The organism is Pseudarthrobacter sp. MEB009, from assembly GCF_030208875.1.
In the GTDB taxonomy this organism is placed as follows: Bacteria; Actinomycetota; Actinomycetes; order Actinomycetales; family Micrococcaceae; genus Arthrobacter.
Genome location: NZ_JARVTC010000012.1, coordinates 32133 through 45524, shown reverse-complemented (window position 1 = coordinate 45524; position 13392 = coordinate 32133). Strand labels below are relative to the sequence as shown.

Sequence of the window (13392 nt, the reverse complement as noted above, 5' to 3'; positions counted from 1 at the left end):
CTCAGCCGGTGAAGGGCAGCCGCTGCAGCCTTTCGCCCACGTCCGCGTTGCGCCGGCGCGACCGGGTCAGCCGGATGAGCTCGCGTTGACGGCGTTCGGCCACAACGGCTGACAGGTAGTCCTCCGGGCCCGTGCCCGGCGGCGGGGGCGGGGCAACATACGCGGCCAGTTCCGTGGCGATCGACGCTGCCAGGCCCGCCCGGGAGAGGGGCGCCATCCGGCCCGCCTGCCGCAGGAACTGGGCGGCGCGCCGGACGGTGGCATCAGGCAGCCGGCCGATATCCGCCGACTCCACCCAGGCCCGCAGCCAGGGCGGGACAAAGATCGGCACTGCCCGTTCCACCGGAACACGGCTGCGGACCGCGTACGTGCCCGCCATCAGGTCACCGAGGCGCCGGGACTTGTCGTTGAACAAGGACACGGCCAACGCCAGGCCGCCCAAAGTCAGGTAGATTTCCAGGAATCCCGTCAGGCCGCGGATGACTGCATGCCGGAACCGGATGGCTCCGCCGTCCTCGCGGACCACACGCAACCCGGTGGCCAGTTTTCCCAGCGAACTGCCCCGGCTCAGCGTTTCCACCGCCACCGGGACCACCACAAGGCAAAACACCACGCTGCACAGGACCAGGGCACGCTCAGCAGCCTCGTCCAGGTCCCCGCCGGCCGATGTCAGGCCGATCAGGATGGCCACCAGCAGCACACCGTGGCAGGCCACATCGATGAACAGGCCCAGGGCCCGGCCGCCAAAGGACGCGGGCCGCAGTTCCAGGACCACTGCCTCGCCGGTGATGATGGAGCTCACGGGGATGTTCCCTTCCGGGGGTGCGCGGTCCGGCGGGACGCCGGCCGGAACGTTGCGGACACTCAGAGTCTAGCGGCGGGAAGGTTAGGCTGGTCCCGTGGATATGGATGCCTTCTCGGCAGTGCACTCGGACAAGTGGTCGCGGCTGCATGGGCTGGCGCACAAACCCAGGTTGACCGGGCCCGAGGCTGATGAGCTCCTGGCCCTGTACCAGTCCACGTCCTCCCACCTGTCCCTCATCAGGTCGCTGGCGCCCGAGAGCGGGCTTTCCGCTTCCCTGTCCGCCACCCTGGCCCAGGCCCGGACGCGGTTTACCGGCGCCAGGAGCAACCCGATGGCCGACATTGCCAGGTTTTTTGTCGCTGCCCTGCCGGCGGCCCTGTACCGGATTTCCTGGCTGACCCTTGCCTGCGGCACCGCGTTCGTCCTGGTCGCCGCAGCCTTCGCCGTGTGGATCGGCACCAACCCGGACGTGCTGCGGGCGGTTGCCTCGGAAGCCGAGGCGGCGCAGTACGTCAACAACGACTTCATCGATTACTACTCCGAGAACCCGGCGGCGTCCTTCGCAGGCGCCGTATGGACCAACAACGCCTGGATCTCCGCCCAGGCCGTAGCCCTGGGCATCACCGGATTCTGGGTGCCCATGATCCTGTTCAGCAATGCGCAGTCGGTTGGGGTGGCGGCCGGGATGTTTGTTGCCGCCGGCAAGCCGGATGTGTTTTTCAGCTACATCCTGCCGCACGGAATGATGGAGCTCACTGCCGTGTTTGTGGCCTGTGCTGCGGGGCTCCGGATTTTCTGGGCCATGGTGTCCCCGGGCCGGCAGACCCGCGGCAGGGCCGTGGCCCGGGAAGGCCGGTCCCTGATCACGGTGGCGCTGGGTCTGGTGCTGGTGCTGTTCGTCTCGGGGCTGGTGGAGGGTTTTGTTACCCCCTCACCGCTGCCCGTCTGGGCGAAACTGGGCATCGGCGCCTCCGTGCTGGCGGCCTACTGGACCTATGTCCTGGTGTGGGGGCGGCGCGCCTTCCTGGCCGGGGAACGCGGTGACCTGCGCAGCGAGGACGCAGGCTATACGGAAATCGCTGCCTGAATCGTTGTAATCCGTGCGGGGTGGTTTCTCGCCCTGCCAACAGGGCGGACGGTAGGCTCGGGTGCAGAAACAGGCGCCAGCGGACCCCAGCGCGGCGCGGAAACCGACGGAAGAGACGCTGCTGTGAAAGACGAAACACCGGCCCGCGCCAAAAGCGCCGATCCTCAGCAGGAACCCCACCTGGACACCTCAGGCGACACCGACGAGCCCGCGTTCTCCTGGCTTTCCCCGGCCGAACCCACCGGCAACAAGAAGCCGGCCACGGGCACTCCGGCCACGGGCACTCCGGCCGCGGGCCCTTCGGCTGCAGCCAAGCCAGGTCAGACCACAACCGGTACCGCGGCTGCGGGAACAGCGGCTGCAACCGCCGTCGGCGCCACACCCGTCACACCCAGCCAGCCGGACAGCAGGGCCGGCCGGAAAGCCGCTGCTGCCGCCGTCGAGCCCTCCGGCGCTGATCCGTCGGCGCGCGGCACCTCTCCGGTGTTCAAGGAACCCCTGCCCACCTCGGCACTCCAGGTCCGGCCGCCGGACGAGGAAGTGGAACGCCGCAACGCCCAGCGCGAAAGTGCCGCCAACGCGAAGCCGGTCCTGCCGCGCGTGATGCAGGTGCTGCTGGCCGTGTTCTACCCCCTGACGCTCCTGATCCTCGCTGTCCGCGCCGTCACCAGCCCGCTGTTCCTCTGGGTGGAGTACAACCGGCCCGGCTTCCCGGGCGACGGGTACGGGTTCAGCACCGACGACAGGATGACCTACGGTTCCTACGCCGTGGACTACCTGAGCAACTGGTCCGGCCCCCGCTACCTGGGTGACCTGATGCACCGCAGCGGCGACAAATTGTTCAAGGACGGCGAAGTCAGCCACATGGCCGACGTCAAGGTGGTGATCCTGTCCACGTTCGGCGCGGGCGTGCTGCTGCTGGTGCTGGCCCTGATCGCCATCCTCTACCTGCGTAAACGCAGCCACGGCGGTGTCCGGCGCGCGCTTTTCGCCGGTTCCCTCGCCACGCTGGCCCTGATCCTGGGGCTGGGCACGCTGGCCGCACTGGGCTGGCAGCAGTTCTTCACCGAGTTCCACCGGATCTTCTTCGCGGCCGGCACCTGGACGTTCAGCCTGGACGACACCCTGATCCGCCTCTTCCCGGGGCAGTTCTGGATCGACGCCGGCATTGTGATCGGTGCGTTGGTCCTGGTGGCAGCAGTCGTGACCCTTGTCTTGACGTGGCCCACCCGCCGGCGCCGCGGCCTGGCACCCAACGAGTCAGCGGCCACTGCCAATCAGGCGTAAAGCCGCGCCACCTCAGCCGCGAAACCACTGACGACGGCGGCCCGCTTCAGTTTCAGGGACGGCGTCAGGTGGCCCGATTCGACGGTGAAATCGGCGTCCAGGAGCGCGAACGAGCGGATGGACTCGGCCGTGGACACCAGGTGGTTTGCCTGGTCCACCGCCTCCTGCACTGCCGCCCGGATGGCCGGGTCCGTGCAGGCCCGGGCCACAGTCAACGGCGGCAGCCCTCGCTCCGAGCACCAATTGGCCAGCCCTTCGGGGTCAAGCGTCACCAGGGCCGCCACAAAAGGCTTTCCGTCGCCCACCACCACCGCATGGGCTACCAGCGGATGCGCGCGCACCTTTTCCTCCAGGGGACCGGGGGCCACGTTTTTACCACCGGCCGTGACCAGGAGGTCCTTCTTGCGGCCCGTGATGGTCAGGAATCCGTCGTCGTCCAGCCCGCCCAGGTCGCCGGTCCGGAAAAAGCCGTCCACAAAGGCGTCCGCATTGGCCTGCGGGTTGGCGTGGTAGCCCCGGAAAACGCCAATGCCCTTGACCAGGATCTCGCCGTCCGCCGCCACCCGGATGGTGGTCCCTGGGATGGGGATGCCCACCGTGCCCACCCGCGTCATGCCGGGCGTGTTCGCGGTGCAGGGCGCCGTGGTTTCGGTCAGCCCGTACCCCTCAAGGACCGGAATTCCGGCGCCGCGGAAAAAGTGGGCATCGTCGGGGGCCAGGGCGCTGGCGCCGGAGACCGTAAAGGCCACCTGCCCACCCAGGGCGGCGCGGAGCTTCGGGTACACCAGCCTGTCGAAGAGCCGGTGCCTGGCGCGGCACAGCAGGCCCGGCCCGGTCCCTTGGCCCCGGCCCTGCCTGTCCAGTTCGCGGGAATAGTCGATCGCGGTGGCTGCCGCGGCACCAAACAGGCGGGCCTTGCCACCCACGGCAGCTTTGTGGGTGGCGCCGGCCCGGACCTTTTCGAAGATGCGGGGGACCACCAGCAGGAAGGTGGGGCGGAAGGTTTCCAGGTCCGCCAAAAGTTGGGCAGCTCCCGGCGTGTGGCCCAGGGTGGCGCCGGCACTGAGGCACACCACCTGCACGGCACGGGCCAGGACATGGGCCAGCGGAAGGAACATCAGGGTCCGTGCCTGGTCCTGCAGCAGCACCTCGGGGAGGAACGCCACAATGTTCCTGGCCACCAGGGCGAAGTTACCGTGCGTAATCTCACAGCCCTTTGGCTTGCCCGTGGTCCCCGACGTGTAGACCAGCGACGCCAGGTCGGCCAGGCCCGCCCTGGTGCGGTGCCGCTCCAGCTCAGTGTCGGCCACGCCCGCCCCCGCAGCGGCGAGGCTGGCCAGGTTGGGGGCATCGCCGTCGTAATCCATCCGGACCACCCCCACCAGGCGGTCCCGCAGCCGGTCCGAACCGGCCAGGACCCCGCCCACCAGGTCCGCCAGGGCGCTGGTGCCGGCGAACACACGGCGGACTCCGGCGTCCTCGAGGATCCACTCGACCTGGCCCGGTGCGGAGGTTTCATAGATGGGGACGGTCACGCCGCCGGCGAACCAGATGGCGAAGTCAACAACTGTCCACTCATAGGAGGTGGCGGACATCACCGCCACGGCATCGCCGGTCTCCAGGCCGCCGGCCACCAGGCCCTTGGCCAGCGCCCGGACTTCCTGGAGGAACGCCCGGGCCGGCACGTCCACCCAGCCGTTGGGGCCCTTCCGGCGGTACAGCGCGTGCGCCGGGTTGGCCGCATGCCGCTCCAGCAGCAGGTCCGTGACGTTGCTGCCGGCGTCAAGCTCAACCAGCAGAGCTGTGCTTGCTTCCCTCACAGCCGGCCTCCGTTCCGCTGCCACCGCCCCGGCAGGGGCGCCGATGGGTCGTTCCTGCCATCCTGCCCTAGATCCAGGACGGCATCCACATGCGGACCTTCCACGCGTCGTAGGGGATGGTCTCCGCCGCCCACACCGGGTAGAAGAAGGCGGAAAGCAACACCGCAGCCGCAAGGAATACCACCACCACATACAGCCCTGAACGGCGGCGCCACGGCGGGTCGGCGGGCCTGCCCAGGACCAGTCCCAGGCAGTAGACCAGGGCCAGGACCAGAAACGGCTCGAAGGAGACCGCATAGAAGTAGAACATGGTCCGCTCGGGGTACATGAACCACGGCAGGTACCCCGCGGCCATGCCTGCCAGCACCGCGCCGGCGCGCCAGTCCCGCCGCCCGGCCCACCAGAAAAGGAGCACCACCAGGGAGGCCGCGGCCGTCCACCAGATCAGCGGATTGCCAACGGAGAGGATGGCTGAGGTGCACTTGGCCACATCGCACGCCCCGGTGCCCTGCGGCGGGGATTCGTAGAAGAACGATGTGGGCCGGCCCATCACCAGCCAGCTCCAGGCGCTTGCCTCATACGGGTGTTCCGAGCCCAGCCCCTGATGGAACTTGTACGCCTCAAGATGGTAGTGGGCCAGGGACCGGAGGGGGCCCGGCAGCCAGCCCCATTCCGTGGACGGGTTTGCCTGGGCCCAGTTACGGAAGTAGGCGTCCCGGGAGGCGAACCAGCCGGCCCACGTGGCGGTGTAGACAGCGCCGGCCACGGGCACCATGCTGAGGAACGCCGGCAGGCCGTCCTTGATGATTCCGGCGCTGATCCAGCCGCGGATGCCCGCCACCCGACGGGCGCTGAGGTCCCACAGGACCGTCAGCAGACCGAACCCGGCCAGGAAAAACAGCCCGGACCATTTGGTGCCCACGGCCAGGCCCAGGCAGACACCGGCTGCGATGCGCCACCAGCGGATCCCCAGCCAGGGTCCGGACAGCAGCACGGCCGACGCAGGCAGTCCACCCTGCGCCGTCGCCGCCGTGCCCAGCCGGGCAGCGAGCCGGCGCCGGCCATCGTCACGGTCCATCAGCAGGGCACCGAAGGCCGCCAGGACCCAAAACATCAAGAAGATGTCCAGCAGCGATGTCCGGGACATCACCAGGTGGTGGCCGTCAACGGCCAGGAGCAGCCCTGCCGCGCCTGCCAGCGGCAGGGACCGGAACAGCTTGAGGGCGACCAGGGAAATCAGCAGCACCGAGAGGGTGCCTGTCAGGGCGGCCGCAAACCGCCACCCGAACGGATTTTCGGGCCCGAAAAGCCACATGCCGGCAGCGATCATCCATTTGCCCACCGGCGGGTGGACCACGTATTCGGGGGTGTCCAGCAGGATGGCCGGGTTGCCGGCGTTGAACGAATCGTTGGCCTTGTCCGGCCAGCTGCGCTCATAGCCGCTCACCAGGTAGGAGTAGGCGTCCTTGACGTAATAGGTCTCGTCGAAAACCAGCTTGTGCGGCTCGCCAAGACGGACAAAGCGGAGCGCCCCGGCCACCACGGTGGTGAGGGCCGGGACCAGGACAAACCACAGCCGCAGAGACAGCGGATAGTCGCGCCACCTGCCGGCGCTGCCCAGCAGCCGGGCCTGCAGCGCTTCGGCTGTGAACGCCGCGGCGGGCCGGGCCACCCACGGCCGGCGGGCTTGGTGTCCGGGAGAGGCGGCCGGTGCGGCGTCGCCGGCTCCTGCCGGCCGGGTGGAGGTCTGCGTCACGGGCCCCATGCTACCTTTTGCAGCTGGCAGTCCGGCGCGGCAGTAGGCTTGGGGCGTGGAACCTAACCCCAGCACCCGCCCGGATTCCGGCACGCCAACCGTGGGACGCATCGTGCTTGCGGCCACCCCGATCGGAAACACCGGTGATGCCTCGGCCCGGTTGGTGGAGCTCCTGGGCACGGCTGACATCGTGGCTGCCGAAGACACCCGCCGCCTGCACCGGCTGGTCCAGGGCCTTGGCGTTACCGTGACCGGCCGCGTCATCAGCTACCACGAGCATAATGAGGCGGCCAAAACCGGGGAACTGCTGGACCAGGTCCGGGCGGGAAGCACCCTGTTGATGGTTACCGACGCCGGCATGCCCGCCGTGTCCGATCCGGGCTTCCGCCTGGTTGCGGGAGCGGTTGCCGCCGGACTCACGGTCACCGCCGCGCCGGGACCCTCCGCAGTGCTGACCGCGCTGGCCTTGTCCGGCCTGCCCACCGACAGGTTCTGCTTCGAGGGTTTCCTGCCCCGGAAGGCCGGCGAACGGGCGTCCCGGCTGGCGGACCTCGCCGCGGAACGCCGCACCATGGTGTTCTTCGAGGCCCCGCACCGGCTGGAGGTTATGCTCCGGGCCCTTCGCGAACGGTTCGGCCCCGACCGGCCCATCGCCGTCTGCCGTGAACTGACCAAAACCTACGAGGAAGTCATCCGGGGAACGCTGGGCGAGCTCCTGCTGTGGGCGGAGGGCAATGAGGTCCGCGGCGAGATCGCTGTGGTGCTCGGCGGTGCCCCGGAGCAGGCAGCCGGAACACCGGAGGATCATGTTGCCGCCGTCAACGAGCTGATGGCCCAGGGTATCCGGCTCAAGGAGGCCGTGGCGGCAGTCGCCGAAGACGTCAGGGTCAGCAAGCGGGAACTTTATTCGGCAGTCCTGGCCGCCCGCTGAGCCCGGTCCCCCTGCCGCTGCGGCGCGGCCGGCCGGTTGTGCAGGTGCACAGCCGGATCGGCATTTGGCAGTGCGTGCAGGCGTAGACCGGGACGAAACCGCGGCAGTAGGGTGACTGTTAATCAGCCCAATGAGCCCGGTCACTTCCGGCCGCGCCCGTGGGTTGCAACAACCCTACTGACGAGGGAGTCATCGTGACTGTCACTGCACTGCCGGCCGTAACCGCCGAGCGCGAAAGCAGCCTTCTGGCCTCGGTTCCCACCGGCCTGCTGATCAACGGCGAGTGGCGTGCCGCCGCTTCGGGCAAAACGTTCGACGTCGAGGATCCGGCAACGGGGAAGGTGCTGCTGAGCCTCGCCGACGCCGGCGCCGAAGACGGTGCCGCCGCCCTGGACGCTGCCGCCGCGGCACAGGAATCGTGGGCCAAGGTCCCGCCGCGCGAACGCGGCGAGATTCTGCGCCGGGCCTTCGACCTGGTGACCGAACGCGCAGAAGACTTCGCCCTGCTGATGACCCTGGAAATGGGCAAGCCGCTGGCCGAAGCCCGCGGTGAGGTCACCTACGGCGCCGAGTTCCTGCGCTGGTTCTCCGAAGAGGCAGTGCGCGCCTTTGGCCGCTACTCCGTTTCCCCGGACGGCAAGTCCCGGCTGCTGGTCACCAAAAAGCCGGTGGGCCCCTGCCTGCTGATCACGCCTTGGAACTTCCCGCTGGCCATGGCCACCCGCAAGATCGCCCCGGCCGTGGCCGCCGGCTGCACCATGGTCCTGAAGTCGGCGAACCTCACCCCGCTGACTTCCCAGCTGTTCGCCGCCGTCATGATGGAAGCCGGGCTGCCGGCCGGCGTCCTGAACGTCATCCCCACCTCCACCGCCGGGGCCACCACCGGTCCGCTGATCAAGGACTCCCGCCTGCGGAAGCTGTCCTTCACCGGTTCTACAGAGGTGGGCCGCCGGCTGCTGTCCGATGCCTCCGAAACTGTCCTGCGGACCTCCATGGAGCTCGGCGGCAACGCCCCGTTCCTGGTCTTCGAAGACGCCGACATCGACGCTGCCGTAGCAGGGGCCATGCTGGCCAAGCTGCGGAACATGGGTGAGGCCTGCACGGCCGCCAACCGCTTCATTGTCCACGAATCCGTCGCCGCGGAATTCGCGGAAAAGTTCGCCGCCAAGATGAAGGACATGACCACGGCCCGGGGCACCGAACCCGAATCGAAGGTTGGCCCGCTGATCGACGCCAAGAGCCGCGACAAAGTCCACGAGCTGGTCTCGGACGCCGTCGCCGCCGGCGCCACCGCAGTCCTGGGCGGCAGCCCGGTGGAGGGCCCCGGCTACTTCTACCAGCCCACCATCCTGTCCGGCGTCACCGAAGGTACCCGGATCCTGGCCGAGGAAATCTTCGGACCCGTCGCACCGATCATCACTTTCAGCACCGAGGATGATGCTGTCCGGCTGGCCAACAACACCGAATACGGGCTGGTGGCCTACGTCTTCACCAAGGACCTCAACCGCGGCATCCGGATGGGTGAACGGCTTGAAACCGGCATGCTGGGCCTGAACGCCGGCGTTATTTCCAACGCAGCGGCACCCTTCGGCGGCGTCAAGCAGTCCGGCCTTGGCCGCGAAGGCGGCCTCGAAGGCATCGAGGAGTACCTCTACACGCAGTACATCGGCATCGCAGACCCCTACGCCGGCTAACCCGGGTAGCCCGGCAAAGTCTTGCCGGGCTACCGCAGGCCGCCGCGTGCTCCCCGCCAGGAGCGTGCGGCGGCCTGTGCTGTTCCCCGGACACCCCGGCCCACGGCCCTGAAGGGTGCGCCGGTGAGGAATCCGAGCCGCCGCATCACCGACGGCGGGACCCAGGTGGCGATGAAACGGCGCGGACCGCCGGCGTTGGCCCGGAGGGCCGCCTGGAGCGCGTCGATGTGGTCCCGTGGGCTGGCCGGGTTCGCCGGCCCGGCAGGATGCGGATTGGCAGGCTCCGGATTGGCAGCCTCTGGATTTGTGGCCTCCTGATTGGCCGGGCCCAAACCTGCAGCCTCCGGCGGGCCGTACTGGTTCCGCTCGTAACCGGTGGTCAGAGCGGCAGCAGCCAGGTGCGCCGCGCGGTCCATCCCGTCCGGTTCGCCCAGCAGGGAACGGCGGAGCCGTGCGGAGTACGCACGCGGGGTCTCACTGGGCCCGGGCGGCAGGCCGTAGTCCGTGCCAAGGTCCGCCAGCTCGGCCCAGGCCAGGGGAGCAGCGGCAGTTGCGTTGCGGGGCCGGAGCCGGCGGGCCCGGATTCCGGTCCGCAGCAGGAACGGCGAGGCCAGCAGCAGGCAGCCGGCCAGGACACCACCGGCGCCCAGCAGCCAAGGCAGCAGGCGGGGACCGGCGTCGGCCGTTCCGTTGTCCTGCGGGACCGGAGCCGCGGAAACGCTGGGGGCCGGGGAAGGGACCTGGCCCGGTTCGGGCAGGAGGTCATCGTTGTTGTCCAGCGAATCGGCCGTCCCCGGCGCCGACGCCTCGGTGGCGTAGGTGGGAACGACGCCCCGGGACGGGGTGGGCTCAAACGGGACCCAGCCCAGGCCCTGGAAGTACAGCTCGGGCCAGGCGTGCGCGTCGCGGCCATCCACCTCGTATTCGGACAGCGGGCCCTGCCCTGCCACGGGCACCGTTTCACCGGTCAGCCGGCCGGGCGCGTAGCCCACGGCGATACGGCTGGGGATGCCCTGGAGCCGGGCCATCACCGCCATGGCGGAGGCGTAGTGGACGCAGTATCCGCTCTTCTGCTCCAGGAAGTCCGCCAGCACCGAGAGCCCGTTGCCGTCGTAGCCGCCCTGAACAGGGGACTGGAGGGAATAAGTGAAATCCGCGGACCGCAAATATTTCTGGATGGCCATCGCCTTTTGGTACTGCGTTCCGGCAGCGCCGGCCACGGTCTCGGCGGTGCTGCGGACACTGGCGGGGACATTCCCCGGAACTCTGGTGAAGGTGTCGGAAATGTCCTGCGCGGGACCCGTGGACCGGGCCAGGAGCGCCGGGGTCAGGGCAGGAGCGGACGAGGTGACGATGTAGTCCTGACGCCGGGATGTGGTGTCGGTGCCCTTGATGCTGAGCGTTGCCGGGTCCCACGTCCACTGGCCGTTCAGGCCCCGCACCGTCTCGGGGGCATAAGGCGCCGGCAGGTAGTTGCTGCTGAGTGAGCCGGTGTCGATGGCTGTCACCTGGCGTTGCTGCGCATCGGCCAGGACCTGGTAGCCGGGATCAATCGGGCCGGCCAGCCGTATCCGGGACTCATTCCGGTCATCCGGGCCCCAGGAATCGCCGTCAAAATTTTCCACGGTGACCGTGCGGAGATACAGCGGGGACGTGGCGTTGGTGGCATAGGTGATGCGTCCGGTGCCGTCAGGGGTCCGCAGGCTGTTGCCCAGCGTAATCATGGGGTTCAGGCCGGTGGAGGTGCCCCACGGGTTGAGCCTTGAGCCCTGCGGGAACGTACCCTGGTTGAAACCGGGAATGGCGGCCGGAACCAGCAGGGCAGCCACCAGCGCCACCGAGCCGGTGAGGGCAGCACGGCGCAGATGTCCCGTGCTGCCGGCGGCTTCTGTCTGCGTTCCAAATCCGGGTGCAAACCACTGGCTGCAACCCAAAATCAGCAGGTACCCGGCCACGGTGGCAACAAACCCCCAGAAACCAACGCTTTGCGGCTTGATCATGGCAGGGACCACCAGCAGCGCCAGCAGGGCAGCGCCCGTGGCTGCAGGCATGCCCAGCGGCACCGCGAGGGCATCCACCAGGATCACCGTGAGGCCCAGGACGGCGCACACAACCATCACAATGCCCGCATTGGGCGCCACCGGCGCCGTTTCCGACAGCACTGTTTCGCTGGCGCGCCTGATCAGCCGGTCGAGTTCGCCGAAGGTGGCGCCGCCGGGAATGACACCGAGGATGCTGGAACTGCGGAAGAACGTGAGCGTCAGGATGCCGCCGAGGGCCAGGAACCCGCCGAACGTCACCAGCAACGGCTGGGCGCGCAGCCCGCGGAGCGCTGCCAGCGTGAAGCTGACCACGAGGACCGTGGTCAGGACGGGAAGATACCAGTTCCAGCCACGGAGCACACCGTTAAGGGACAGCGCGGCGCCGCAGACAGCCAGCGCAACGGCTGCTGCCATGGCCCACGGAAAAAGGCCCACCCGGGCGCGGCGGGGTGCGGCGCCCGCCCCGTTGTCCTGCTGCTGGCCCTGTCCCGGGGTCCGCGGTGGCGCCAGCGTCATCTGGCCACCCCCGCCCCGCGCCGGACCTCAGCCGCAGGGGTGGCGGCAACGGCGTCGTCCCCGTCGAAGCCTGCCCACGCCGAAGCAACCGGGACGGCGGGGGCCACAGCTACAGCACGCCAGCCACCCTGGCGGAGGACCTCGAGAACGTCTGCCTGGTCGCCAGGCTTCTCGGCCACCACCAGGGCGAACGCGTTGGTGCCGTATCCGGCGGCCGGAGCAAGGGCAAGGGCTTCCTCTGCGGAGATCCGGCCCAGCACGGCGATCAGCGGCCCGCGCATCCGGTGGGCGGAAAGCTTGTCCATCAACTGGTCATCAAACGGGGCCGGACCTGCGTCCTGGCCGCCCCGGGGGTCAGTGCGGTTCGCGAAGTCCCACAAAGAGCCATCACGGGCGTGGCCGGAGCCGGACAGGGCGATGGCGGCGAGGCTTTCGGCGATCGACTGCAGACCGGCGCTGCCGGTGAACTCCTCGGCAACGGGATCCGGCGCGGACGGTGAGTGCAGGAACGCCGGCTCGCCCCTGGGGTCCAGCAGGCGCAGCACATAGTTGCGTTCGGTGAGGTGCGCGGCGATGGACATCGCCGCCACCACCGCCCACTCGAAGGTGTCGCTGGTAGGCATAGACTGCCCGCCCCTGGCCTGCTGCCGGGCCTGCTTAGCTGCGGGGGACGGCCCGGTACTGCCGGCGAAAGCGCCGAACCGGTGGTCGAGGATCAAGGTGGCCTCCGGTGTCGTGACCGATTCCTCCTGTCGCACCATCAACGCCCCGTGCCGGGCCGTGGCAGCCCAATGGACCCTGCGCATGGGGTCGCCGTGCCGGTATTCGCGGGTCATAACGTCATCGTCGCTGGGGTTGGCCCGGATCCGGGTGGCCGTGATGCCGTCGTTACCGCGCGCCCCGGCCAGTCCTGTCAGGGGCAGCACCACGGCGGCCGGCGTGACCGTGAGGATGTCGCCGTCGTCAATGGCCTGCCGGTGCGTGGACAGGCCGAAGGGGTCCGAGAACTCGGCCATGACCGGACCTATCCGGAACTGGCCGCGTTGGGCCGAGCGGAGGTGGTATTCGTACCGGCTGGTGCCGCCGGCAGCTGACCGGGCGGGGAACCGGAACATGGGGGACTCACCGAACCGGGAAGGCAGCCGTTCCTCCATGGTGGCCCGGCCGCTGCCGGGATCCTTCCGCGCCACCGCCAGCCGGACGGTGGCGGGCGCAGAGGTTTCCACAGGGGACGGATGAAACTCGCGGTAGACCTGGAACCTGGGCTTGACCAGCCGGATCCCTGCCAGCGAGATAAAAGGCAGGACCAGCAACAGGATGCCCAGGGTCAGCAGGTCCCGGCGGCCCATAACGAAGGCCGCTCCAAGGGCCACCCCGCCCGCTGCCAGCATGCCCCAGCCCCGGGGGGTCAGGAGATGTCGGGGAAACCGGTCCAGCAGCGCCATCTGAGCCGC

9 protein-coding genes are annotated in these 13392 nt (G+C 69.1%); 4 read left to right on the top strand and 5 right to left on the bottom strand.

The window, feature by feature from the left end:
• Position 1 precedes the first annotated feature (1 nt).
• Positions 2-802: an RDD family protein gene (locus tag QRN07_RS10770; protein ID WP_050686226.1), complete on the bottom strand. Its 801-nt coding sequence runs from the start codon at positions 800-802 to the stop codon at positions 2-4.
• A 97-nt stretch (positions 803-899) separates the two neighbouring features.
• On the opposite strand from QRN07_RS10770, the gene QRN07_RS10765 reads away from it, so the two are divergent.
• Positions 900-1892, top strand: a complete 993-nt coding sequence (locus tag QRN07_RS10765; protein ID WP_200933633.1) for a stage II sporulation protein M — start codon at positions 900-902, stop codon at positions 1890-1892.
• Positions 1893-2015: 123 nt separating this feature from the next.
• On the top strand, positions 2016-3179 hold the full coding sequence (locus QRN07_RS10760; protein WP_285241013.1) for a TIGR01906 family membrane protein: 1164 nt from the start codon (positions 2016-2018) through the stop codon (positions 3177-3179).
• On the opposite strand, the gene QRN07_RS10755 is transcribed toward QRN07_RS10760, so the two are convergent.
• The gene (locus QRN07_RS10755) at positions 3170-4999 is read right to left on the bottom strand and encodes an AMP-dependent synthetase/ligase (protein ID WP_285241012.1); all 1830 of its coding nucleotides are present in this window, start codon (positions 4997-4999) and stop codon (positions 3170-3172) included. The two genes, QRN07_RS10760 and QRN07_RS10755, sit on opposite strands and share 10 nt — an antisense overlap.
• Before the next feature lie 67 nt (positions 5000-5066).
• A complete protein-coding gene (locus QRN07_RS10750) occupies positions 5067-6764 on the bottom strand; it encodes a dolichyl-phosphate-mannose--protein mannosyltransferase (protein ID WP_285241011.1) in 1698 nt (565 codons plus the stop codon).
• A gap of 46 nt (positions 6765-6810) precedes the next feature.
• On the opposite strand from QRN07_RS10750, the gene rsmI reads away from it, so the two are divergent.
• Positions 6811-7686 (top strand): 16S rRNA (cytidine(1402)-2'-O)-methyltransferase, encoded by an 876-nt coding sequence (gene rsmI / locus QRN07_RS10745; protein WP_050686239.1) that lies wholly within the window; start codon positions 6811-6813, stop codon positions 7684-7686.
• A 194-nt stretch (positions 7687-7880) separates the two neighbouring features.
• Positions 7881-9380, top strand: a complete 1500-nt coding sequence (locus QRN07_RS10740; RefSeq protein WP_050686242.1) for an NAD-dependent succinate-semialdehyde dehydrogenase — start codon at positions 7881-7883, stop codon at positions 9378-9380.
• 29 nt (positions 9381-9409) lie between these two features.
• Here the strand turns inward: QRN07_RS10740 and QRN07_RS10735 are convergent, their stop codons facing one another.
• Together QRN07_RS10735 and QRN07_RS10730 are read right to left on the bottom strand one after the other, a co-directional pair.
• Positions 9410-11938, bottom strand: coding sequence for a transglutaminase TgpA family protein (locus tag QRN07_RS10735; protein ID WP_285241010.1), 2529 nt, complete (start codon positions 11936-11938; stop codon positions 9410-9412).
• Positions 11935-13383, bottom strand: a complete 1449-nt coding sequence (locus tag QRN07_RS10730) for a DUF58 domain-containing protein (RefSeq protein WP_285241009.1) — start codon at positions 13381-13383, stop codon at positions 11935-11937. Before QRN07_RS10730 ends, QRN07_RS10735 begins: the two co-directional genes overlap by 4 nt.
• Between the last annotated feature and the right edge of the window lie 9 nt (positions 13384-13392).

What these genes read in the sequence shown, in the direction of transcription:
- QRN07_RS10750 (WP_285241011.1), bottom strand. Translation starts at nt 6,764, where the DNA reads ATGGGGCCCGTGACGCAGACCTCCACCCGGCCGGCAGGAGCCGGCGAC.
- QRN07_RS10735 (WP_285241010.1), bottom strand. Translation starts at nt 11,938, where the DNA reads ATGACGCTGGCGCCACCGCGGACCCCGGGACAGGGCCAGCAGCAGGAC.
- QRN07_RS10730 (WP_285241009.1), bottom strand. Translation starts at nt 13,383, where the DNA reads ATGGCGCTGCTGGACCGGTTTCCCCGACATCTCCTGACCCCCCGGGGC.